We start from the raw sequence: 21,283 nt of genomic DNA, 5'->3' as shown, positions 1-21,283 counted from the left end.
ATCGGCTCGGACCGGATCAGCTCGATCAGCCGGGTTCGGCTCGGTCGACTGGGGGATCGGCTCGGTCAGCTCTGTGCTTGCCGGTTGCTCATCCGCGTTCGCGGAGGTACGCCTCCAGCTCGGCGGCCCCGGCCAGCATCGCGCGCCCTCGGGCGGACAGCCGGTCGTGCCAGTTGCGCAGGGTGGCCTCCAGTGGCTCCGGGCCGCCCGCCGCGCGCACTTGGGCGATCAGCGGGGCGATCTGCTCCAACAGGTAGCCGCCCCGCCTGAGCTGGTGGGACAGTCGGGCATCGCGTACGTCGGCCTCGTCGTAGACGCGGTACCCGGTCCGTGGGTCGCGGCGCGGGTGCACCAGTCCGGCGCCCTCCCACTTGCGCAGTGTCGCGGGCCGGATGCCGAGGTTCCTTGCCAGCGGCCCGATGAAGGTCCCGCCGGATCCGGGAACGGTCCCGGTAGTGGGATCTGACCCGGACCCGGACGCCGTACCCGGGTCGGGCGCCTCTCCGAGGTCCAGGTCGCGGAGGGCGCGTTCCACGGCCCGGAGGGTCTGCCGGTCGTCCAAGAGCTGGGCGTGGCTCTCGTCGACGAGGTGCAGGGCCTCGTCGACGGCGCCCTCGTTCACCGCCCGCATGATCGACGTCGCCGTCCGGTGGCCGTGGCCGGGGACCAGGGCGAGGAAGGCGCGCAGGGCCCCCGCGTGCAGCGAGGTGTAGGTGCGGTAGCCGTGGGGCGTGCGGCCGGCGGCGGGAAGGATGCCGGCCTCCTCGTAGTTCCTGACCGCCTGCGTGGACAGGCCGTGCGCACGCGCCAGATCGACCGGCCGGAGCCGCTCACCGTTTTGAAGGTTTCCCCCCATTGTCCTGCCGATATCGTGGAAAAGTTTCAACCGAAGGTTCAACGATAGCGTTGAAGGCATGGCTACCGACATCAAGGACACCGCCCATGCCGTCGATGCTGCCGCCGTCATGAGGCTGCTCCCGGCCCGGCCCCGGGTGCTCGCCCTGGGCGAGCCCACCCACGGCGAGGACACTCTGCTCGAACTGCGCAACGAGCTCTTCCGGCAGCTCGTCGAGCAGGAGGGCTACCGGACCATCACGATCGAGAGCGACTGCATGATGGGCCGGGCCGTGGACGACTACGTCACCTCGGGCACGGGCACTCTCGACGACGTCATGGAGCACGGCTTCAGCCACGGCTGGGGCGCCTTTGCGGCCAACCGCGAACTCGTACGGTGGATGCGGGCCCACAACGACGGGCGGCCCGAGTCCGAGCGGGTCCGCTTCGCCGGCTTCGACGGCCCGCTGGAGATCACCGCCGCCGCGAGCCCCCGACAGGCCCTCACCGCACTCCACGGCTACCTCGCGGACCAGGTGGACGCGGACCTGCTCCCCTGTACCGCGGAGACGCTCGACCGCCTGCTCGGCGCGGACGACCGGTGGACCGAGCCCGCCGCGATGAGGGACCCGTCCCGGTCCGTGGGGCAGTCGGCCGACGCCGGTCGACTGCGGCTGCTCGCCGACGATCTGGTGGCGCTGCTCGACGCGCAGACGCCGCAGCTGATCACGGAGAGCCCGCGGGAGGACCGGGACCGGGCGCTACTGTACGGGCGCACCGCGATCGGCCTGCTGCGCTACCACTACTGGATGGCCAGCACCTCCCCGGCCCGCCTGACCCGGCTGGTGGGCCTGCGGGCCCAGATGATGGCCCACAACCTCCTCGCTCTCGCCGAACGGGGCCCTGTACTGGCCCACGCCCACAACGCCCATCTCCAGCGGGAGAAGAGCACGATACGGATGGACGGGATGCCGCTGGAGTGGTGGAGCGCCGGCGCGCTGGTGAACACCCGGCTCGGCGCGGAGTACGCCTTCGTGGCCACGGTCCTCGGCACGATCCGGCACCAAGGCGTGGACACCCCGCCGCCGGACACCCTCGAAGGACTCCTGTGCGCGCTCCCGGAGGACCGATACGTCATCGACGCCGGCCGGCTGGCCACTGCCCTCGGGGACGCGCTGCCCGCGCCCCGTGTGTCCCCCTGGTTCGGCTACGCCCCGCTCGACCCGGCCCACCTGGCGGACAGCGACGGCCTCGTGTTCGTCAAGGACGTCCCATGGGTCCAGTGAGGGACAGCCGCAGGGCAGCCGCAGGGCAGCCGCAGGGCAGTCGCCGGGGCAGTCGCGGGACCGCCGGGCGCCGGGCGCCCGGCGGTCCCGTCGGTCATGCGGCACGCCGAAGCGGTGGATTCCGGTGTAGCTACGGCCAGTTGACGAAATCCGGAACGTCGGCGATGCCCGGGGCGTCGGCGGCACCCGGCTTCGGCGCCCTGCCGCAGAACTCCGCCTCGATCGCATTGACGTAGAGCGATCCGTCCCGCAGCCAGTCGCCGTTCACGTTGAACGTCAGCTGGTGCTTCCCGTCCGATGTGCCGACCATCGCGGACAGGGAGCCGTTCGTACGGCCGCTCTTGCCCACCACCTTCACGCCGCAGGACAGCTGCGCGAACTCGACCCCGAGTCCGAAGCCGGTCCCGTCGCCCGAAGGCACCTCGTCGAGCATCTCCCTCATCTGTGCGGGCGGCAGCAACTCGCCACGCATCAGGGAACGTTGGAAACGGTTGAGGTCTCCGGCGGTGGAGATGATGTCGCCGGACGCGCCCAGCCAGGTCATGTTCTGCTCGGTGGCGTCGTGGATCTCGGCGTCGGGGGCCTCCTCGTGGAAGCGGGAGTACGCGACGGGGTGCGGGTCCGGCATCCGGGGCGACGTGCCGGGGAAGGACGTGCCGCGCAGTTTCAGTGGCCGGACGATGCGGCGGGTGACCTCCTGCGCGTACGGGCGGCCCGTCGCCTTCTCGATGACCATTCCGGCAATCACGAAGTTGGTGTTCGAGTACGATGGCGCCTTCTCCGGATCGGGCAGCGGCGGGTACTTCAGCGCGACCGCGACCAGTTCCTCGGGCGTGTGGGTGTCGTACCGGTGCTCGGGGAAGCCGGGGCCGGCGGCGTTGTGCACGAACTCGGGGTCCGCGGTGTGGTTGGCGATGCCGCTGGTGTGGTTGAGCAGACTGCGCAGGGTGATCCGGCTGCCGTCGTACCCGTTGCCTCGCACCAGGCCGGGCAGCCAGTGCTCGACCGTGTCGTCGAGGCTCAGCCGCCCCTCCGCCTCCAGCTGGAGCAGGACGGTCGCGATGAACGTCTTGGTGATGCTGGCCCCGCGGAAGTGGTCGCCGGGCGAGCGCTCGCGGCCGGTGGCGGTGTCGGCGTAACCGGCCGATCCATACCAACTGCCCTTGCTGTCCATGGCCTTGGCGGCGACACCGGGCAGTCCGCCCTTCTCGACCAGGTCGTGCAGTGCGGCCCGGGTCGCCTCGTGGCCGGGTGACGACCGCGCCGCGTGCGATGACTGCATCGCGTGTGCGGGTGGGGTGAATGCGGATGCTCCCACGGCCGCGGTCACCGCCAGGGCGAGTGCGGAGATACGTACAGCCCGTTGCCTCATGCGTTGTGCCTCCAGGTCACCGAGGGGCAGGGGCTGCCCCCTCGGTGCCAGTGACGCGCAACTCGGGCCTCAGGGTTGATCGTTGGTGCGGCAGGCGGGCTTCGTCACTGCTTGGGAGCCAGGCGGCCCAGCCGCCCATCGTCCCCCAGCGCCATGCCTGGGCGGTGTACGAGCCGCGGCGTCGATACCGGTCAGGACCGCCAGGCCGACCGCCGTCAGCAGCAGGCCCGGCACGATCAGGCTGCGGGGCGCCAGCCGGTGCCAGAGCCGGGCGGCGACCTGGGTGGAGGCGATGACGGCCGCTCCGGCCATCGGCAGCAGGGCCGTGGCGGCGGGGCCCGGTGGGTAGCCCCGGACGCCCTTCAGGTAGTCGGTCCATGCAGGGGATCTTCGGCGATCAACGGGTCCACGAAGACACGGTGGTTGAGGTGACCGGCCGGTGGTGCCGAGTCGCGGTGAACGATCGGTGTATGTGTCCGCGGGGCGATGCGCCCAATGGGCGTAGTGGTATCCCTTGCCCTGGGACGGGTCGTTGAGGTGGTGGACGCCGCACTCGGACGAGGCGGTGCAGAGCCGGCCCGCCTTCATGTCGTGGCGCATGCCGTCGGAACGGGTCTTGTCCACCGTGGCGTTGGTGTAGTCGATGCGTTGGCCGCCGTTCTTGACCGCGTCGAGCCGGCCCACCGCCTCGCAGTGCCCCATGCCCACCATGTCGGTGATGACGCGGACGGCCTGCCCGCCGACCTTCGCACGGTGGACGATGATGCGCGAGGGCAGGTTCCATGCCTGGCTGTCGTAGTTGCATTGCCCGAGGAAGTGCGAGGGGACGGCGTCGCGGTCGGTGCAGGTGCGCTGTCGCATGGTGAGGGTGTGGTGGAGGAACGGGCGTGAACGCCGGCGCACCTCGCCGCCGCGCTCCACCCGGTCGGCCCGAGCCGTGCCGGGTACCTCGTCCAGGAGGCCGAGCAGTGCGCCGACTCCCTGCCGGGCTGGGAGGGCGGGACCCGGAACGTGCCGAGCGGATGGCCCGGAGCCTGCCCGGTGAGGACGACCGGGCCGCCCGTCGGGCGGCCGACCCGGCCGTGGAGCCCCTGATTGCTTACGGTGCCGACGAGGTCCTGGCGGAGGTCGTGCGCGACATGGTGAAGGAGGCGGACGAACACTCCGCGCAGGCCGGGTGAGGCTCCGGGGCAGGTGCCGTCGCCCGACATGCCGACGACCGGCACCCCGCGTAGCGTGACAGCCGACTGCGCAAGGTGGCCGACGGAGCCGGACGGGAGGCGGGAGCATGCAGCTCGGTCTGCACTACTGGAACTACTCGACACCGGCCGACCCCGCGCTCATCGCGCCCACGCTGGCGGAGTCGGTGCGGATCGCCGAGCAGGCGGAGATCGCGTCCTTCACCGTGATGGACCACTACTTCCAGATGGAGACCGGCCAGAGCGTCGCCGACGAACCGATGCTGGAGGGCTACACCACGCTCGGCTACGTGGCGGCGGTGAGCCAGCGGATGACGCTCGGCCTGATGGTGACCGGCGTGATGTACCGGCACCCCGGCCTGCTGGCGAAGATCGTCACCAGCCTCGACGTCCTGTCGGGCGGCAGGGCCAGGCTGGGCATCGGCGCCTCCTGGTACGAACGGGAGCAGTACGGGCTCGGGGTGCCGGTGGTCCCGGTCGCCGAACGGTTCGAGCGGCTGGAGGAGACCATCCGGATCTGCCTCCAGATGTGGAGCGACGACAACGGCCCGTTCCGGGGCAGGCACTACCAGCTGGCCGAGACGCTGTGCGTACCGGAACCGATCGGCGGGCACCCGCCCATCATGATCGGCGGCGGGGGCGAGCAGAAGACCCTGCTCCTGGTCGCCCGCTACGGGGACGCCTGCAATCTCTTCGCCACCGGCCAGGAGGAGGTGGCCCACAAGCTCGACGTGCTGCGCGCCCACTGCGCCGCGGAGGACCGCGACTACGACGCCATCGCCAAGACCGTGATGTACAGCGGCCCGGTGCTGGGCAAGCCGGCCGCGTTCCTCGCCGACGCCGAGGCGTACGCGGCCCTGGGCGTCAGCGAGATCCAGGTGCTGCCCGACCGGCACCCGGTCAGCTTCACCCACCAGATCGCCGAGCGCATCGCACCCGCGGTCGCCGAAATCGGCTAGAGCCTGTCCGGGCGATTATGGGCCCCGCCGGGCTGACCTCTATGGGTGGGCCCGGTCTGACGACTCAGGAGTGACAGAGTACGTCGATGACGACGGACTCGGCGTCGAGGCCGTCGAGGTAGCGGTTGGCTTGATCCCAGTGGCCGTCCGTGTCCGTGTCCGTCCACGCGCCATCAAGGGTGACCAGGGCGAAGCAAGCGGCTGCGGCCGTTCCTGCCGGCGGGCAACGGGGCCTGCCGGGACAGCCTGCGCCGCCCTGGCATCCGGCACACCATCCCGGAGGAAAGCGACAGCCAGGCCGCCCACCGGTGCAAAGGCTCACGCGGTGGACGGCCGCCCGGCTTCGACGAGGAGCGCTACAGGAAAGGCAACACCGTTGCGGGTGCCCCGTTCGGCGGACGGGTCCTACACGCCGGTGGTGCCGTCGACGATCTCCCGGATCAGGTCGAGGTGGCCGTTGTGCCGGGCGGTCTCCTCGATCAGATGCAGGACGATCCAGCGCAGATCGGGGTGGTCGCCGTCGCCGTTGCCGCGCGGGCGCGCGGCCGGTGTGTCCAGGTCGTGGGAGGCGACCAACTCGCGGTAGCGGGTGGTCCGTTCCTCGTACAGCGACAGCACATCGGCGAGCGGCATGTCCACCGCGATGCGCATCTCGCGGTCGGGGTCCTCCTCCGTCCAAGGGCCTTCGTCCTCACCGCCGAGGAAGACCACCTCGAACCAGTAGTACTCGACCCAGCTGAGGTGGTTGATCAGCCCGGCGATCGTCATCAGGGGAGAGCCGGGCAGCGGGGCCCGGCGGGCGTCGTCCGGCGAGACGCCCTCGCACTTCGCGCGTGCGGTGTCGCGGACGTAGTCGAGGAAGGTGGCCAGCTGGGTGCGCTCGTCCCGTGCGGGAGGCGAATCGGTGCGTGTCATCGCCGTACACGATCTGCGACGGGAGGGCCCCTGTCCACCGAATTGTCCATTGGGGCCCGCCCCTGGGCCCCTGGGCCCACGCCCCGGGGACCGGCCCTCATTAGGCTCGTGCACGACCAACTGCGAGCCACCTGGCCGGCGCCCGGAACGAGCGCCTGTCCGGCATGCCCGCACGCATCTGGAACTGCACGCTCCACCTGTCTTGCATGGGGTGATGTGTCGATGAGTGACGGATTCTTCTACTCGTACCACCTCGGCTGGAGCCGCCCGGACTCCGAGTCGCTCTTCAGTGATCTCGACGCGGCGGGGCTGCGGCTCAGCCACCCGGTCACGAGGCGGGTCACGCTCCTCGGCCCGGGGCCCGGTCCGCGCGGCACCCCGTCGTGGGTGACCAGGGAGCAGCTCGTGCTCCTGGCCGGACTGCAACGGCTCGACAGCGTCGAGTTCCTGTTGTGGGTGGACAGCGGAACCGACGTTCCGGCACGCGTCCGCCGGATGCGGGACGGGGTCGTCGCCCTGGAATTCGGCTTCGGCCGGCTGACCCCGGACGAGCAGGAGGTGGCCGCGAGGGCGATCAGGGAGGCGATAGGGCGGGCCTCCGTGCTCTGCATCGGTTTCGTCGTCGACCGCGAGGGCGCCTCCGTGGCGACCGACTGGAGTGGTGTCGTCATCAACGGCACCACGTACTTCGACAGTTGGCCGGACACGCTGGCCGTTCGGCACGAGATCGCCGCGATGCAGCCGCAGTTGGCGGGGGTGGCCTCGTACGACCAGTCGCCCTGGATGCTGTTCGGGAGCGAGGTGCCTGTCCGGTAGCAGCCGGCCCGTAGCTGTCGCTGCTCCCCGACTTCCTTCGTATTGGGCACCTTTGAGCCTTGCATTGGGCCCTGAGGCCCATGCCCCGAAGGGTGCCGGTGTGGTCGGATGAGTGGAGTGGCTGAACTGTGGCCTTACACCGGCAAGCTGGGGGACTCGTCGTGTCTGGCATAGGCGGATTTGCGGTTGCGGGCGGCGTCGGCGGAGGTGTCGCCGGTGGGGGTACCGCCGTGGGCCGGGCGGGGGGCAGGCAGTCCCTGCCGCGTCCGCTGCAGGCGGTGCTGATCCTCGTACGGCTTCTCTTCGCGGCCGCCGTGCTGGGCGGCATCGGTGTACTGACGGTGGCGTCGGCGATCGACGAGGTCGACGGCCGGCTGCTCGGGCTGCTGCTGTACGCGGCGCTGCCGAGCGTGCTCGCGTTCGTGCTCTCGCTGTATGTGCGTACCGGCGGCGTCTGGGTCTGGCGCGGGCTGCTCGCCGTGCACGTCTGGCTCACCTTCGGCGCGCTGGCGAACCTGGGCGGGGACGGGGGCGGGCGCGGTGTCACGCAGCTGGTGATGCCGGTCGCGGTCGTCGTCCTGCTGTTCCGGGCGAGTTCGCGCGAATGGTTCGAGCTGCCCCTGGAACAGCGGCTGCCGCACCGGCGGTTCAGCATCGCGCGCATGATCAGGTGGCGCCGGGACGACGCCGGTCAGACCGCGATGGAATACCTCGGCATGGTCCTGGTCGTCGTGGCCCTCATCGGCGGGCTCGTCGTCACGGGCATCGGCGCCCAGCTGACCGGCGGGCTCCAGGACGCGATCTGCCGGCTCACCGGGAGTGCCTGCCCCGCGCCCGGCAGCAATGTGGAGGCGGGACCGGGCAAGGATTCCGGCGGATCGTCCCAGTCCGGTGGCAAGGACTCGGGCGGATCGGTGACCGCGGGCGGTACGGACTCCGGCGGCTCGGGCCCGGCTGGTTCCGGTTCCGGCTCCGGTGGGTCGGACGTGGCCGGGGGCTCCAACACGGCCGGGGGGACCGATGCCTCCGGCGGAACCGGTTCGGCAGGCAGCGCGGGCAACGAATCCGGCGCCTCCGGAAGCTCCGCGGGCGCCGGCGGGGGTGACCCCGCCATCCAGGTCGACGACGGTGGCGACGACCTGGACACCTCCGGGGAGCCGAACGGCGGCGACGACGATCAGGACGACTCGGGCGACGGCGACGACGGGAAGTCCGACGAGAGCTGCACCTCGGGCGTCGGCGCGTTCTTCTCCTGCGCCGCCCACCAGGTCGGCGGCTTCTTCGAGGGCCTGATCGGCGACGGGCTGTGGGGCGACATCACGGGCACGATCGACACGATCTTCCACCCCGTCAAGGCCTGGGAGGGCCTGAAGGAGTACGGCAAGAGCCTCGGCGACAAGTGGAGCCAGGACTCCAAGGACGCCGGGGACAAGTGGTCCGACGGCGACTACCTCGGCGCGGTCTGGGACTGGACCAAGGCGTCCGGCGGCACCGGCCTCAAGGTCCTCGACGACATGTTCATCGGCGACGAAGTCCGGGACATGTGGAAGAACGGCGACGAGGGCCAGGCGATCGGTACCGGCCTCTGGAACATCGGCTCGCTGTTCATCCCGGGCTACGGCGAGGCCAAGCTCGTCGGCAAGCTCGGAAAGCTGGGCAAGCTCGGGAAACTCGGCAAGCTGGGCGAAGTCGCCGAGAAGGCGGGCGAGGCCGCGAACAAGGCGAAGAAGGCCGCCAAGGCGGGCGACGTCACGGCCGCGGAGAAGGCCGCGGAGGAAGCGCAGCGGCACGCCGACGACGCCGCCGAGAAAGCCGGTCTCAAGGGCTGCACCGTCGGGATGGGCGGTCGCGTCCGGGTCCCGTACGGCAGCGGCGCGGGCATCGGGCTGTCCGGCTCCGGTACCGGCGCCGTCGCCGCGCCATCCACCTCCGTACCCGTCGGGTTCTTCGCGAAGGACTGCGGCGACGTCGACCCGGAGGACAAGGCCGCCGCCGACGAGGCCCAGCGACTGGCCGACGAGGCGAAGAAGGCCGCCGCCGCGGCGAAGCGGAGGCAGGGGATGGAGCGCGCCCAGCAGCAGCCCAAGCCGGCCTGGTACGAGGACCTGAAGGACCCGACGACCGGGGCGAAGGACGGTGGCGACGGGAACTGGGCGGAGATCAGGCCGGGCGTCTTCAGCTACGCGAGCGAGATGGGCGCCCGCTACCAGGAGCAGATCTCCAAGGTGGGCCGCGGCAAGGAGTACCAGGTGCCGCTGGACAAGCTCACGGGCAAGCCGGTCGACTTCGACGGCTGGGACTCCTCGCGGGGCACCTACCTGGAGGCGAAGTACGGGTACACGGGCTCGGACTTCTACAACGCCGACACCGGAAGGCTCACCCAGAAGATCGCCGACCGGTGGGCGGACCAGGCGACCCGGCAGCTCGACGCGGCGCGCGGCAAGCCGGTCGAGTGGCACATCTCCGATCCGGACGTTGCCGCCGCGGCGGAGAAGATGTTCGAGGACCGGGGCATCAAGGTTACGGTGGTACCCACCCCGGCGGACGTGGTCGGCTGAGCGCCGGACGGGGCGGCGAATCGCGAACCGAGGCCTGAGACCCGAGGGAGAACGTGTCGTGCTGGACGTCGTAGTGAACGGCTTGTGGGGCCCTCGTGGGGAAGCCGTGCCGGCCATCGCCGAACGCTGGTCCGGCACGCTCACCGCGCTCAAGGACATCGACGGTCCGACGTTCGACGTATGGCACGAGGCCGTTGACGACCGCCCGTCCGATCCCGTGCTGGAGACCTCGGCCCCCGTACTTGCGGAGTACATCGAGCGGAAGAACACGGGCCCCGACCTCGATGTGGTGGGCTACACGACATCGCTGTGGGCGCACAACCCCGCGGCGCCGCGTGTGTCCATGGCGATTCACCCGGGCAGTACTTCGCGCTACGCGTTGAACTACGTCTCGCTCGCCTTCCTGTCGCGCGAGGTGGACGAAACCGCGGAGGTGATCCGGCGTGCTCCGGAGTACCTGCGCATCCTCGCGGAGCACTGGCAGATCGACGCCGGGCAGGTGTACAACAGGCCCCAGTTCCGGGCGGTGGGCAAACGATTCGACCTGGACAACTCCGACCCCCGCTGCGGCCGTGCGGTCTTCCTCTCGGCCGGCCGGGCCGCCCTCGCCCCCGACGATCTGCCCGGAACGTACGTCCGCACCGCACACGGTGGACTGGTCATCGACCTCACCCGTGGCGGTACGGAGTCCCCGGACATCGACACGGTCATCGAGGCGAACGCACGGCTGCGGGCGGCAGGGGCGCTGACGCCGCTCCCGGAGCCTTTCGACCGCGACAGGTTCTGATCTCCGGCCCCGCCGCCCCGGCGCACGCGGGCAGCGCTCAGAGCCATCCCCGCATCGCCGCGAACCCCAGCAGCAGCCCCACCGCGAACGCCCCGAGCACGATGGCGAACACCGCGGGCATCAGCACCGGACCCCACGCCCCCGGCCCGGCCACCGTGGCCTTCCGTGCCGGGTCCGCCGGGTCGTAGCTGACCCGGACCGGCGCCCCGACCTCGAAGCCGAACGGGCCCGGGGCATGGTCGGTGAACTCGATCTCGCGGCCGTCGCGGGTGCGGAACGCGAAGACGTACTCGGTGGCGTAACTCCGCTCCATGCCCGGCCCCCGGTCGACCGTCCGGCGGTCCGCGCACCGCCCCTCGGCGTGTTCGCCGCGCCGCACCAGCCGCAGCACCCGGTTCAGGCGCAGCGCGGAACGGACCGCGAACGCGCCGAGGAGCAGGCCGAACAGCAGCAGGAACGTGGCCGTGCCGCCGGGCAGGATCTGCATGGACGAGCGCTCCCGGTCCGCTACTTGACGGTGATCGAGTCGACGAACGCGTCGAGGTCCTGCGCGCTCAGCGAGCCCTTCACCGCGTTGATCCGGACCGCGAACGGCACGTCCTTCGAATCGACACCCGCCACCACGACCCCCGTCATCCGGGTGCCCGGCGCCGGGGTCCGCTCCTCGCCGCTCGACGTGAACTCGTAGTCGATCCGGCGTGCCTCGCGGGCGCTCTCCGCGCCCGCGAGCCGCACCTCTTCGGTTCCCTTGCGGGTCGCGCCGAGACCGATGCCGGCGCCCGCCGCGGACGCCGCCTCGGCGGCGCTGTCCACGCCCGTGGCGAAGTCGAGCTGCACGGAGACCATTCCGGTGCGCAGCCCGCCCTCCTCCTTGAGCGCGACGGCCGCGTTGGCCTCGGCCCGGTCGGCCTCGGGCTGCTCCTTGTAGCCCTTGTTCCCGGGGTAGCCGACGGAGAGGCTCTTGGTGTCGAGCTTGCTCCAGCCCTCCGGGAGTGCGGCGGAGTCACCGCCGCAGCCGGTGAGCAGGGCGAAGCCGATGGCGGCGGCAGCGGTCGCGCCGATGGTCCGGTACGTCTTCTTGGTCGTCGTCATCGCCTATCGCCTCTTCGTCGTGCGCGGTTGGTGCTTCCCGTACCGCTACTTCGCGCAGTAGCTGTACGGAAGGTACGAGCGCTTGTCGCCCTGCGGAGCACCGAGGAACTCCGCGTCCGTCAGTGTCTCCTTCTTGTGCTCGTCGGAGATGGAGAATCCCAGACTCATGCCGAGCGAGACCTCGAAGCCGAACTCCTGGGCGTCCGTCTGACCGTTGTACTTCATCTTGCTCGACAGCCCGTCCTGGTACATCAGCTGGTCGAAGGGGTCGGTCCCGGTGGGCTTCTGCTCCAGGGAGTGGTCGCCGAACATGTACTCGAACGGGGCGGTGTTGTTGCCGGAGCCGTCCAGCCACTGCTCGGCGATGGCCCGCTTGTCCTCGGTGGCCTTGTCGGTGTCCTTGCCGAAGACGATCGAGTTCGTCTGGACCTCGATACCGGTGTCGCCGGAGGAGTCGGAGATGCTGCCCTTGCCGCCGCGCTTGTCCCCGTCCTTCTTGCCGTTGTCGCCGCTGATGTCGCCCTTGTCGGTCGTCGAGCCGTTCTCGATGGTCTGGGTCATGTCGATGCGGACGATCTTGCCGGTCTTCTGGTCACGGGTGACGGTGATAGCCCCGGTCCGGCTGTCCTTCGCGGAGGCCGTGCCGCCCAGCGAGCCGGCCGAACCGCCGACCTTGCCCTCCAGTTCGAGCTTGGCGGTGTACGTATACGACTCGTTGCCGTTGACGTCGTCCTTGGTGATGGTCACCTCGGGGGAGAACTTCGCCTTGCCGCCGAGCTTCGCGCCGAGCTTGGCCTCGTCGCCCGCGCTGATGGAGAGTCCGCCGTCCGCGTAGACGTTGAGACCGATGGTCGAGTAGGAGATCTTCTTGTCCCCGATCTTCTTCTCGACGTCCTTCTTCTTGTCGGCCCACTTCATCCCGGAGTACCAGCCGCCGCCGTAGCCGCCGCTGTACTTGGTGGAGGTCTCCCACATCTTCATTTCTTCGATGTCGTCCCGCATCTTCTGGGCTTCTTCCTCGCTCTTGAAGACCCAGGTGTCACCGTTGGTGATCTTGATGCCCCCGCCGACGTCCACATCCGCCTTGCCCAGCTTTCCGAGCTTGACGCCGGGGGTGCTGGCGGTGGCACCGGCCGAGGCGGCGTCCGTGAACGTCATGTAGACCAGCTTGTCGTTCTCGTCGACCTTGCCGTCGCCGTTCACATCCGTCTTGGCCTGGCTGACCTTCTGCTGGAAGCCGTACTCGTTGCCCCACTCGAACCAGCCGATCTTGACCTTGCCGCCGACGGTGTCGGAGATGCTGGAGACCTGGCACATCTTGGGCTCGTAGTCGGCGTCCGTCTTCGGTTTCGCGGTGGTGTCGCCGCCGCCCGTGGAGCAGCTGCCACCGCCGCCGCCCAGCGAGCTGATGGCGCAGCGGATGCGCTCGCCGATCTGGCCGCCGACCCCCGCCATGGACATCGCGCCGATCAGCGTGACGACGAGGACGACCACCCCGAGGTACTCCATGGCGGTGGCGCCGCCGTCCCGCCAGGAGTACGGCTGGTACGGGGCGGGCTCCGGCTCGTCCGCGCGGTCGTCCAGGAGCCGGTCCACGGCCAGCCCCGCCGCCGCGCCGGTCGCCAGCGAGACGAGCGGCATCAACGTGCCCTCGACGTCCACCAGATGCCAGGACACCGCCAGTCCGTAGACGAGCGCGGCCAGCGGGACGGTGAGGGCGGCGGTGAGGGTCAGCAGCCGCGACTCCCGGTGTTCCTCGGGCAGGACGCGGGCGGATGCCAGGACCGTGAGGACGGTCGTGATCATGTTGGGTACGTGGATCAGGGCCAGGCGCCAGCCGAAGCTCGTCAGCCGCTCGTCGCTGGCCAGCAGTTCGACCAGCCCGCGCGACACCAGATACCCGGCGGCGATGTAGACCAGCGCGCCGGCCGCCCAGCTGCGGGTCAGCGCAAAGAACACGCCACTGCCCGCTCCGGAACCACCACCTCCGTTCCGCGGTGGTATGTGGCCCGCGCTTCCGCTTCCCCAGCCCCCGCCACCAGTCACGGTTCTTCCTCCCCGACGCCCACTTGCCATGCCTGTGCCCGCAGTTGTGCTTACGGGTCGACGTGAGCGTACGGGTGTGCGAGCCGGGTGACCTGGGCCCTTGGCCCCAAAGTCGGGCCCAACGGCGATGCCCCGCCCCGCCGCGAGGAGCGGAGGGACGGGGCATCGGGGGAGAGGGCGGGATGCGGCCGGTTCAGTCCAGGTCGTCCGCGAACGTTCCCGCACGTTCGGCGACTTCCGGCCTGCGGACCCGCAGTACGGCGAAGCCGACGACGCCCACGACCAGCGCGCCGACGAACACGTACGGCAGCACGTTCAGCGGCCAGGCCGGAGCGGGCCACAGGTTGCGGTAGAAGACGTAGACCATCGCGGCGGCGCCGATCAGCCCCAGGGCCCGGGTGAGCAGCAGACCACGGGCCCCGATCCGGCGTACGAACAGCGGCGCGGCCAGACACACCAGGGTGTAGCTGAGCATGTAGCCGAAGACGCCGATGGTGTCGATGTACGTCGTCGCGTTCAGCGGCTCGGTTCCGGCGCCGACCACCAGTACCGCGGGGAGGGCGACGAAGGGGGCGACGGCCCGGATGGCCGCGGACGGGGTCCGGTGACGGGGGTGGGCGACACCGAGCCGGGCCGGCATCACGCCCTCCTTCGCCATGCCGAACAGCAGCCGGGCGGCGACGGTGATGCAGGCCATCACCACGGCCACGAACGACGCCGCGAAGCCCGCGTGCAGGAAGAACTTGAGGAAGCCGAGGCCGGACAACTCCGCCAGTTCGTCCATCGGGTCGGTGCTCCTCGCCAGGGCGTCCGCCCCGCCGAACCCGGCGACCTGCGCGTACGTGGCGAACATGTACAGCACACCGGCCAGTACCGCGCTGCCCATCACCGAGCGGGGAATCGCCCGGTACGGGTCGCTGGCCTCGGCGCCCAGCGACGCGGCGCCCTCGAATCCGACGAAGCCGAGCACACCCAGCACCACGGCGAAGACGACGCCGTCGAGGGTGGAGCCGCTCAGACTCAGCTGCTCGGTGTCGATGATGTTCCCGCTCTTGAAGAAGGCGGGGAGCAGGACGACGACGATCAGAACGATCGAGACGACCTCCAGTACGGAGGCGACCCGCGCCGCGGTCCGCACACTGGCGATCGTCAGCCGGATCGCCACGGCGGCCAGCACCACATCGAGCAGGATCTGGCCGGGGATTCCGGTGAAGAGCCCGATGCCGATCTGGTCGAGGGCGCGCGCCGTGTAGTAGCCGGCACCGGCGAGCGAACCCGAGCCGATGCACACCGCACCGATGAGCAGTGCCCAGCCGGTGACGAACGAGCCGGGCGCCCCGAGCGAGAGCCGGGAGAAGGCGTACAGCGAACCGACACCGGCACGCCTGCGGGCGAAGACACAGATGCAGTACGCGATGGCGAGCACGGCGGCCATGGCCAGGAAGAAGGAGAACCAGGCGCCGTTGCCCGCGGACGCCGCCATGCTGGCGGGGGCGAACGCGATGACGGCGCTGGGCGCGACGTTCGCGACGCTCTGCGCGCCGACCTCGAAGGTGGAGACGGAGCGGTGGGCCAGGCCGTCGGCCGGCTTCGCCGCGGTGGACTGCTTTCCGGCGGTGCTCATGTCCGGTCCTCCATCGTCAGCAGCTGGCGCAGGGCGTGGCCGGCGGCGAGGTCGGCCAGCGCGTCGGCCGCATCGTCCAGCGGACGCCGTGCCGAGATCATCGATTCCACGTCGAGCTCGCCCGACACGACGAGGTCCACCAGGGCCGGGATGTCGCGGGCGGCGTCGACCGAGCCGTAGTTGGAGCCGAGGATGCGCTGATCGGCCTCGGCGAGTGCGAGCGGGTCGAAGCGCGCGGTGCGGCCGGCCGGCGGGAGACCGACGATGACGGCGGCGCCGCCCTGGCCGAGCGCCGCGATGGACTGCTCGGTGGTCTCGATCTTGCCGATGGCGTCGAAGACGTAGTCCAGCCCTTCGGGGACCAGGGCGCGCAGGGCCTCGACGACATCGCCGTCACGCGCGTCGACCGCGTCCGTCGCGCCGAGCCGACGGGCCAGCTCCAGCTTCTCCGGGACGACGTCGACGGCGACGATGCGGCCTGCCCTCGCCAGCCTGGCGCCCTGTACGCAGGACAGGCCCACGCCGCCGCAGCCGATGACGGCGACGGTGGCCCCGGCCTCGACGCCCGCCGTGTTGCGGACCGCGCCCACGCCGGTGGCGATGGCGCAGCCGACCAGGGCGATGACATCGAGGGGCGCGTCCTCGCGCACCTTGACCGCGCCCGAGGCGGGGACCACGACGCGCTCGGCGAACGAGGAGACGCCCAGGTAGTGGTGGGCCTTCTCGCCGCCGACCGAGAGCCGGCTGGTGCCGTCGTACAGCACCCCGCCGGGCGCCACGACCTCGGCGACCAGACTGCACGCGGCGGGGCGTCCGGCCAGGCAGAAGCGGCAGGTGCCGCAGGAGGGGACCCAGGACAGGACGACATGGTCGCCGACCTCCAGGCCGGTGACGCCGTCGCCGAGCGCGGTGACCACGCCGGAGCCCTCGTGCCCCATCACGACCGGGGTGGGGTGGTCCCACTCGCCGCGCAGAACATGGAGGTCGGAGTGGCAGACGCCGGCCGCCGCCACGGCGACCTCGACCTCGCCGGGACCGGGCGGGGCCAGGGTGACGTCGGTGACGGCCACCTCCTGGCCCGGGGAGCGGAAGACGACGCCGCGCACGGTGCGCGCGGTGCTCTCTTGGAAGGACGGGGAGCTCATCGGCTTACTCCTCGGGTGGTGCGGAACGGTCAGGGGGAAGGGCGGCACGGTCGGTGAAGGGCGGCACGGCGGCCCGCCGGGGGTGCCTTGTCCAGCACCCCTTGTTTAGTGCCATTAAACTTTCGTCAAGTTTTACAGCACTAAACTCGATGGGTAAAGACCCTTCTGGTAACCCTTTTGACCTGCGTTTTCCCCCGGCCACCGAACGTGACGTCCCCGACAGGTAGCGTGTTCGCCATGTCCGAAGCCCCTGACAGCCACATGTCCACGATCGGTCCGCGGCTGCGTGAGCTCCGCCGTGCGCAGCGGCTGACGCTCGCTCAGGTCGCCGAAGCGGCAGGCGTGACCAAGGGGTTCGTCAGCCTCGCCGAGCGCGGCAAGACCTCGGTCTCCGTCCCGACCCTGATCCGGATCTGCGAGGCCCTGGGCACCGGCATCGCCACGCTGTTCGACTATCCGGACCAGGACGTCGTCAAGGGCGGGGTGGGCGCCAAGCTGGAGATGGGCGGGCACGGCATCGAGGAGTTCCTCCTCACGCCCGCCGAGGAACGGCACGTCCAGGTCATGCGGACGATCCTGCGGCCCGGCGGCGGCTCCGGCGGCGCGTACAGCCTGGAGGCCGAGACCGTCTTCGCCTACATGGTCCGCGGCACACTGCGGCTGAGCGTGGACGGCGAGCCCAGGTTCCTGGAGGCCGGGGACTCGACGACGTTCTCGGCGCGGGCGGCGCACGCCTGGGACAACCCCGGCGAGGACGAGGCCGAGGTCCTCTGGTCCATCGCGCCCGCCCTGCCGCTGTCCCGCACGAAGCTCCGGCCGTAGCGGGTCACGGCCGAACCCGGCGTCCGGCCCGCCCGGGCCGGAGCCGCTCGCCCCTGCCGCTCGCCGCGTACGCCTCTGGCCGGGCCGCTCGCACTGCGGTGAACGGCCGCACGGCGTGCGGCCGTCCGCTCACTTCGGGTCGGCCCCGCTCTGGACGACCGTCACCCGGACCCCCGGCCGGATCCCCCACTTCTCCATCGTCCCGGCCTCCGCCTCGACCACGTGCCGGGCCCGCAGCCGGGGCATGCCCAGCCGGCCGGGCTTCATCGTGTGGACCGCCACGACCTTGAACTTCCGGTCCAGATACGCCACATCGATGGTGAACCGCATCCGGAAACTGTGCACACTCCCGCACGGGGTGATCAGCAGGGCACCGTCGATCCCGTCCTGCCCGAGCAGCCCGCGGCTCCGGGCCCGGTACGAGGCCGCGATCCGCAGCGGTATCTCCTCCCCCTGCCCACCCTGTCCGTCGGTGACCGTCAACGTGCCGTTGCCATTGCGCCATTGAGCCATGGCCATGAAGGTAGCGCCAGGTGACGGCCACTGGGTCCGGAACCGGTGGCAGTGGGCCCCAGGACCCATGACCCGTGCGCCGGGGCCCGCCTAGGGTCGGCTCCGTGGACGCCATGCTGACAGTGCTCGCCGCACTCTGGGGCGCAGCCGCCGGACTGCTGGTCCCGCGCGCCGCCTACCGGTTCTCCGTGGAACCGGAGAACCCCTGGCGCGACGCCTGCCCCGAGGGCCACGCCCTGACCGGGGCCGCCCGCGGCTGGCTCGGCTCCACCCGGTGCGCCCAGTGCGCGGCGGTGCCGGTGAGCACCACCCCGGGAGACGCGCCGGGAGACCGGGGCGACGGGACGGACCGCACGCCGCCCGCCGCGCGCTACGCCCCCGGCGTCCTCGTCCCCGTCGTCACCGCGCTCTCCTGCGCGGTCCTCGCGGCGGCCACCGGGCTCCGCCCCGAACTGGCCGTCTGGCTGCTGCTGGCCCCCGTCGCCGTACTCCTGGCGACCGTCGACCGCCGCGTCCACCGGCTGCCCGACCGGCTGACCCTGCCCGCCGCCGGGGCCCTCGCCGTACTCCTCGGCGCCGCCGCGCTGCTCCCCGAGCACGCCGGATCCTGGCTGTCCGCACTCCTCGGCGGAACCGCCCTCGGCGGCTTCTACTTCCTGCTCTTCCTCATCAACCCGAACGGAATGGGCTTCGGGGACGTCAAGCTCGCCCTGTCGCTGGGCATGGCCCTCGGCTGGTACGGCTGGGCCGTGGTGTTCGCCGGGGGCTTCGCCGGGTTCCTGCTCGGTGCGGCGTACGGGTTCGGGCTGATGGTCCTGAAGCGGGCCGGGCGCAAGACCGGCATCCCGTTCGGCCCGTTCATGATCACGGGAGCGCTGCTGGGCATGCTGCTCGGTGCACTGACCGCCTGACCCGCCGTAAGACCTGACCCCGCCGTAAGGGCTGTCCCGTAATCCCCGGCCCCGCCGCAATCCGGTCGCGTCGCCCGGCGCCCGGCTGACACCATGCCCGCATGTCCGGAGCACCCGAAGAAGCGGCGGCCGAAGCAGAACGAGCACGGTTCGAAGCCCTCGTCACGGAGGCGGCCACCGTCTCCGTCGACGGCTGGGACTTCTCCTGGCTCGACGGCCGGGCCACCGAACAACGCCCCTCCTGGGGCTACGCCCGCGCCATGGCGGACCGCATGGGGCGGGCCAGGGCCGCGCTCGACATCCAGACCGGCGGCGGCGAGGTCCTCGCCTCCGTACCGAAGCTGCCCCCGCTCACCGTCGCCACCGAGTCCTGGCCGCCGAACATCGCCCGCGCCACCGCGCTCCTGCACCCGCTCGGTGCGGCCGTGGTCGCCGACCCGGACGAGCCGCCGCTGCCGTTCGGCGACAACGCCTTCGACCTGGTGGTCAGCCGGCACCCGGTGACCACCTGGTGGACGGAGATCGCGCGGGTGCTCGTCCCCGGCGGCACGTACTTCTCGCAACAGGTCGGCCCGGCCAGCGTCTTCGAGCTCGTCGAGTACTTCCTCGGCCCGCAGCCCGCCGAGGTGCGCGGCGCCCGCGACCCCGAGCAGGCGCGGGCGGCGGCCGGGGCGGCCGGGCTGGACGTGGTCGATCTGCGGGCCGAGACCCTGCGCACCGAGTTCTTCGACATCGGCGCCGTCGTCTACTTCCTGCGCAAGGTGATCTGGATGGTTCCCGGTTTCACCGTCGAGGAGTACCGGCCGCGACTGGCGGAGCTGCACCGTCTGATCGAGACCGAGGGGCCGTTCGTCGCCCACACCACCCGGTTCCTGATCGAGGCCCGCAAACCGGACGCCGGCCCCTGAGGGTCTGTCGGGTGACCTCCGACCGGGCGACCACGCCCTGGCGCGCACGCTTCCCGCGTTGTCGTCGGTCGCCAACGCCCTCCGCCTTGGAATCGCGCGCACCGGACAGCGTTCGCTTTCCGATCTGAGGTCACCTGACAGGCTTTGAGACGCCCCGCCGTCCGCGGCCGGAGGATGCGACCCTGGGCGTGAACCCCTGGGGAAGGAAGTGGCGCATGAGGGCAGGGAACGAAGAGGACGCACCGCGGGTCCCGCGGCAGGGGAAGGCCGACTGGCTCAGAGGCGCGCGGATCATCGGAGTGCTCGGTGTCTTCTACCGCCCGGAGGGACGGCTGGGGGAGCCGGAGGCCGTCGAATTCCTGCTGGCCGACGGCCAGTCGGTGCTTCTGACCTGCGCCTCCGACGGGACCCTGCGCGTCGGACCGGGCGCCTGGCCGAGGCTGCCCGAGTGGTGCGTACCGTCGGGGCAGTGGGAGTTCGCCACCGTGCCGACCCTGCCGCAGCCGCCCGACGGCGGCTGGACGGTCACCCGCACCGAGGAGCGTGGGAACGAGAACGGCCAGGTGCGCGAGGCCGTCATCCGCTGCGAGGGCGGCAGATTCGTGGTCATCGGCGGCGACACCGTGGCGATCCGCTTCACCCGGTGCCACCGCGGCGCACCGGCCGGCACCTGAACGCGCCCGCCCTCGTACGCCACCCGGTCGGACGCCTCGCAAACCAGCGCCCCGTCAGGTCGGCGTCTGTCCCATACTCGGCCCATGACCTCTGCCGGCCGTACCACCCGCGTCCTCGCCGCAGCGGCGGCGCTCGTCCTCGTCCCCGTCCTCGTCGGCTGCGGCACGGAGCGGGCCGGGTCCGGGGCGGCGGCCGAGGGGCCCGGCGCGAGCAGCGCACCGCCCCCCGGGGGCGCCTCCCCCGGCGGCGGTCCGGTCGACGGCAGCGACGCCTCGAAGTACCGGGAGAACCATGCCTTCCAGTCCACCGCCGAGCTGACCCCGGCCGACCGCGCCCGGGGTGAAGCCGAGGTGAAGAAGGTCAAGGCCGGTCTGGCCGGGATCGCGGAGGGCCGCAGGACCACCGAGCCCCGGATCCGGGCGGCCCTCACCGAACTGGGCTATGCCCCCGCCGCCATCACCACCGGCACGTTCGGTCCGCACCGCAACACCTTCGTCCTCGACCTCGGCGCGATCTGCGTGGAGGGCTCCCTGGACGGCATGGTCAACGGACTGGTCACCGCCGAGGCGCACGGCAAGTACCTCGAAGGTACGGGCTGTGTGAAGCCGGTCGGCGGCCACTGAGAGACCGGCGGGAGGCCAACCGGACAGGCATGCGCGCAACGGAGTCCGGCGAATTCGGAGAGTGATTGTGGAGTGGCGTGGCGCGCAGCACCACTTACGAAGGGTTATGGTGGAAACCCCCCCTCGGGCCGGTCCGTATCCCCCCCACGGACCGGCCCGTTTTTTGTCGGCCCGCGGCGCAGGCCGCACCGGCCCCCG

General features: G+C 71.2%; 21 protein-coding genes. 11 read left to right on the top strand and 10 right to left on the bottom strand.

Features of this window, described 5'->3' with window-relative positions:
• Positions 1-88 precede the first annotated feature (88 nt).
• Positions 89-856 carry a TioE family transcriptional regulator gene (locus IE107_RS08740; RefSeq protein WP_189542825.1) on the bottom strand — a complete coding sequence of 256 codons (768 nt, stop codon included), beginning with the start codon at positions 854-856 and terminating at the stop codon, positions 89-91.
• A gap of 58 nt (positions 857-914) precedes the next feature.
• On the opposite strand from IE107_RS08740, the gene IE107_RS08735 reads away from it, so the two are divergent.
• Positions 915-2,120 carry an erythromycin esterase family protein gene (locus IE107_RS08735; protein WP_189542822.1) on the top strand — a complete coding sequence of 402 codons (1,206 nt, stop codon included), beginning with the start codon at positions 915-917 and terminating at the stop codon, positions 2,118-2,120.
• A gap of 130 nt (positions 2,121-2,250) precedes the next feature.
• Here the strand turns inward: IE107_RS08735 and IE107_RS08730 are convergent, their stop codons facing one another.
• Entirely contained in the window at positions 2,251-3,492 is a 1,242-nt protein-coding gene (locus IE107_RS08730) for a serine hydrolase domain-containing protein (protein WP_189542821.1), read from the bottom strand.
• 69 nt (positions 3,493-3,561) lie between these two features.
• Complete coding sequence (locus IE107_RS08725) at positions 3,562-4,353, bottom strand: hypothetical protein (protein WP_189542819.1); 792 nt, start codon at positions 4,351-4,353, stop codon at positions 3,562-3,564.
• Positions 4,354-4,460: 107 nt separating this feature from the next.
• Here IE107_RS08725 and IE107_RS08720 point away from each other — a divergent pair, with 107 nt between their 5' ends.
• Both IE107_RS08720 and IE107_RS08715 read left to right on the top strand, forming a co-directional pair.
• Positions 4,461-4,673 (top strand): hypothetical protein, encoded by a 213-nt coding sequence (locus IE107_RS08720; protein WP_189542817.1) that lies wholly within the window; start codon positions 4,461-4,463, stop codon positions 4,671-4,673.
• A 107-nt stretch (positions 4,674-4,780) separates the two neighbouring features.
• Positions 4,781-5,650, top strand: coding sequence for an LLM class F420-dependent oxidoreductase (locus IE107_RS08715; protein WP_189542815.1), 870 nt, complete (start codon positions 4,781-4,783; stop codon positions 5,648-5,650).
• 405 nt (positions 5,651-6,055) lie between these two features.
• Here IE107_RS08715 and IE107_RS08710 read toward each other — a convergent pair whose 3' ends face one another.
• The gene (locus IE107_RS08710; protein ID WP_189542813.1) at positions 6,056-6,565 is read right to left on the bottom strand and encodes a DinB family protein; all 510 of its coding nucleotides are present in this window, start codon (positions 6,563-6,565) and stop codon (positions 6,056-6,058) included.
• Between the two features lie 222 nt (positions 6,566-6,787).
• Between IE107_RS08710 and IE107_RS08705 the strand changes: the two genes are divergently transcribed.
• The 3 genes from IE107_RS08705 (at position 6,788) to IE107_RS08695 (ending at position 10,726) form a co-directional block, all read left to right on the top strand.
• A complete protein-coding gene (locus tag IE107_RS08705; protein ID WP_189542811.1) occupies positions 6,788-7,381 on the top strand; it encodes a hypothetical protein in 594 nt (197 codons plus the stop codon).
• A 278-nt stretch (positions 7,382-7,659) separates the two neighbouring features.
• On the top strand, positions 7,660-9,939 hold the full coding sequence (locus tag IE107_RS08700; RefSeq protein WP_229866770.1) for a Tox-REase-5 domain-containing protein: 2,280 nt from the start codon (positions 7,660-7,662) through the stop codon (positions 9,937-9,939).
• A 58-nt stretch (positions 9,940-9,997) separates the two neighbouring features.
• Positions 9,998-10,726, top strand: coding sequence for a hypothetical protein (locus IE107_RS08695; RefSeq protein WP_189542807.1), 729 nt, complete (start codon positions 9,998-10,000; stop codon positions 10,724-10,726).
• A gap of 37 nt (positions 10,727-10,763) precedes the next feature.
• Here the strand turns inward: IE107_RS08695 and IE107_RS08690 are convergent, their stop codons facing one another.
• The 5 genes from IE107_RS08690 to IE107_RS08670 all read right to left on the bottom strand — a co-directional run bounded on the left by IE107_RS08690 (position 10,764) and on the right by IE107_RS08670 (position 16,633).
• Positions 10,764-11,213 carry a DUF3592 domain-containing protein gene (locus IE107_RS08690; protein ID WP_189542805.1) on the bottom strand — a complete coding sequence of 150 codons (450 nt, stop codon included), beginning with the start codon at positions 11,211-11,213 and terminating at the stop codon, positions 10,764-10,766.
• A gap of 20 nt (positions 11,214-11,233) precedes the next feature.
• Positions 11,234-11,818 (bottom strand): hypothetical protein, encoded by a 585-nt coding sequence (locus tag IE107_RS08685; RefSeq protein WP_189542803.1) that lies wholly within the window; start codon positions 11,816-11,818, stop codon positions 11,234-11,236.
• Between the two features lie 45 nt (positions 11,819-11,863).
• Positions 11,864-13,864 (bottom strand): hypothetical protein, encoded by a 2,001-nt coding sequence (locus tag IE107_RS08680; protein WP_189542801.1) that lies wholly within the window; start codon positions 13,862-13,864, stop codon positions 11,864-11,866.
• A gap of 193 nt (positions 13,865-14,057) precedes the next feature.
• On the bottom strand, positions 14,058-15,488 hold the full coding sequence (locus IE107_RS08675; protein ID WP_189542799.1) for an APC family permease: 1,431 nt from the start codon (positions 15,486-15,488) through the stop codon (positions 14,058-14,060).
• Entirely contained in the window at positions 15,485-16,633 is a 1,149-nt protein-coding gene (locus IE107_RS08670) for a zinc-binding dehydrogenase (RefSeq protein ID WP_229866769.1), read from the bottom strand. Before IE107_RS08670 ends, IE107_RS08675 begins: the two co-directional genes overlap by 4 nt.
• Before the next feature lie 237 nt (positions 16,634-16,870).
• Between IE107_RS08670 and IE107_RS08665 the strand changes: the two genes are divergently transcribed.
• Positions 16,871-17,455: a helix-turn-helix domain-containing protein gene (locus tag IE107_RS08665; protein WP_229866768.1), complete on the top strand. Its 585-nt coding sequence runs from the start codon at positions 16,871-16,873 to the stop codon at positions 17,453-17,455.
• A gap of 129 nt (positions 17,456-17,584) precedes the next feature.
• Here the strand turns inward: IE107_RS08665 and IE107_RS08660 are convergent, their stop codons facing one another.
• Positions 17,585-17,968, bottom strand: coding sequence for a DUF192 domain-containing protein (locus IE107_RS08660; protein ID WP_189542797.1), 384 nt, complete (start codon positions 17,966-17,968; stop codon positions 17,585-17,587).
• A gap of 104 nt (positions 17,969-18,072) precedes the next feature.
• Here IE107_RS08660 and IE107_RS08655 point away from each other — a divergent pair, with 104 nt between their 5' ends.
• From IE107_RS08655 to IE107_RS08640, 4 genes are all read left to right on the top strand, one after another.
• Entirely contained in the window at positions 18,073-18,879 is an 807-nt protein-coding gene (locus IE107_RS08655) for a prepilin peptidase (protein WP_189542794.1), read from the top strand.
• Between the two features lie 101 nt (positions 18,880-18,980).
• The gene (locus IE107_RS08650) at positions 18,981-19,787 is read left to right on the top strand and encodes a class I SAM-dependent methyltransferase (protein ID WP_189542792.1); all 807 of its coding nucleotides are present in this window, start codon (positions 18,981-18,983) and stop codon (positions 19,785-19,787) included.
• A 215-nt stretch (positions 19,788-20,002) separates the two neighbouring features.
• On the top strand, positions 20,003-20,461 hold the full coding sequence (locus tag IE107_RS08645) for a hypothetical protein (protein ID WP_189542790.1): 459 nt from the start codon (positions 20,003-20,005) through the stop codon (positions 20,459-20,461).
• Positions 20,462-20,545: 84 nt separating this feature from the next.
• Positions 20,546-21,085, top strand: a complete 540-nt coding sequence (locus tag IE107_RS08640) for a hypothetical protein (protein ID WP_189542788.1) — start codon at positions 20,546-20,548, stop codon at positions 21,083-21,085.
• Positions 21,086-21,283 lie beyond the last annotated feature (198 nt).

The sequence above is a fragment of the Streptomyces gelaticus genome, assembly GCF_014649535.1.
In the GTDB taxonomy this organism is placed as follows: Bacteria; Actinomycetota; Actinomycetes; order Streptomycetales; family Streptomycetaceae; genus Streptomyces; species Streptomyces gelaticus.
The sequence above is the reverse complement of the archived record's forward strand: the minus strand, read 5'-3'. Positions and strand labels throughout refer to the sequence as shown.

Bases quoted from the DNA above. Each gene is read 5' to 3' on its own strand.
- IE107_RS08715 (WP_189542815.1), top strand. From the start codon at position 4,781: ATGCAGCTCGGTCTGCACTACTGGAACTACTCGACACCGGCCGACCCC.
- IE107_RS08735 (WP_189542822.1), top strand. From the start codon at position 915: ATGGCTACCGACATCAAGGACACCGCCCATGCCGTCGATGCTGCCGCC.
- IE107_RS08730 (WP_189542821.1), bottom strand. From the start codon at position 3,492: ATGAGGCAACGGGCTGTACGTATCTCCGCACTCGCCCTGGCGGTGACC.
- IE107_RS08710 (WP_189542813.1), bottom strand. From the start codon at position 6,565: ATGACACGCACCGATTCGCCTCCCGCACGGGACGAGCGCACCCAGCTG.
- IE107_RS08725 (WP_189542819.1), bottom strand. From the start codon at position 4,353: ATGCGACAGCGCACCTGCACCGACCGCGACGCCGTCCCCTCGCACTTC.
- IE107_RS08665 (WP_229866768.1), top strand. From the start codon at position 16,871: ATGTCCGAAGCCCCTGACAGCCACATGTCCACGATCGGTCCGCGGCTG.
- IE107_RS08640 (WP_189542788.1), top strand. From the start codon at position 20,546: ATGACCTCTGCCGGCCGTACCACCCGCGTCCTCGCCGCAGCGGCGGCG.
- IE107_RS08675 (WP_189542799.1), bottom strand. From the start codon at position 15,488: ATGAGCACCGCCGGAAAGCAGTCCACCGCGGCGAAGCCGGCCGACGGC.
- IE107_RS08670 (WP_229866769.1), bottom strand. From the start codon at position 16,633: ATGAGCTCCCCGTCCTTCCAAGAGAGCACCGCGCGCACCGTGCGCGGC.
- IE107_RS08705 (WP_189542811.1), top strand. From the start codon at position 6,788: ATGAGTGACGGATTCTTCTACTCGTACCACCTCGGCTGGAGCCGCCCG.
- IE107_RS08690 (WP_189542805.1), bottom strand. From the start codon at position 11,213: ATGCAGATCCTGCCCGGCGGCACGGCCACGTTCCTGCTGCTGTTCGGC.
- IE107_RS08660 (WP_189542797.1), bottom strand. From the start codon at position 17,968: ATGGCTCAATGGCGCAATGGCAACGGCACGTTGACGGTCACCGACGGA.
- IE107_RS08685 (WP_189542803.1), bottom strand. From the start codon at position 11,818: ATGACGACGACCAAGAAGACGTACCGGACCATCGGCGCGACCGCTGCC.
- IE107_RS08740 (WP_189542825.1), bottom strand. From the start codon at position 856: ATGGGGGGAAACCTTCAAAACGGTGAGCGGCTCCGGCCGGTCGATCTG.
- IE107_RS08650 (WP_189542792.1), top strand. From the start codon at position 18,981: ATGTCCGGAGCACCCGAAGAAGCGGCGGCCGAAGCAGAACGAGCACGG.
- IE107_RS08645 (WP_189542790.1), top strand. From the start codon at position 20,003: ATGAGGGCAGGGAACGAAGAGGACGCACCGCGGGTCCCGCGGCAGGGG.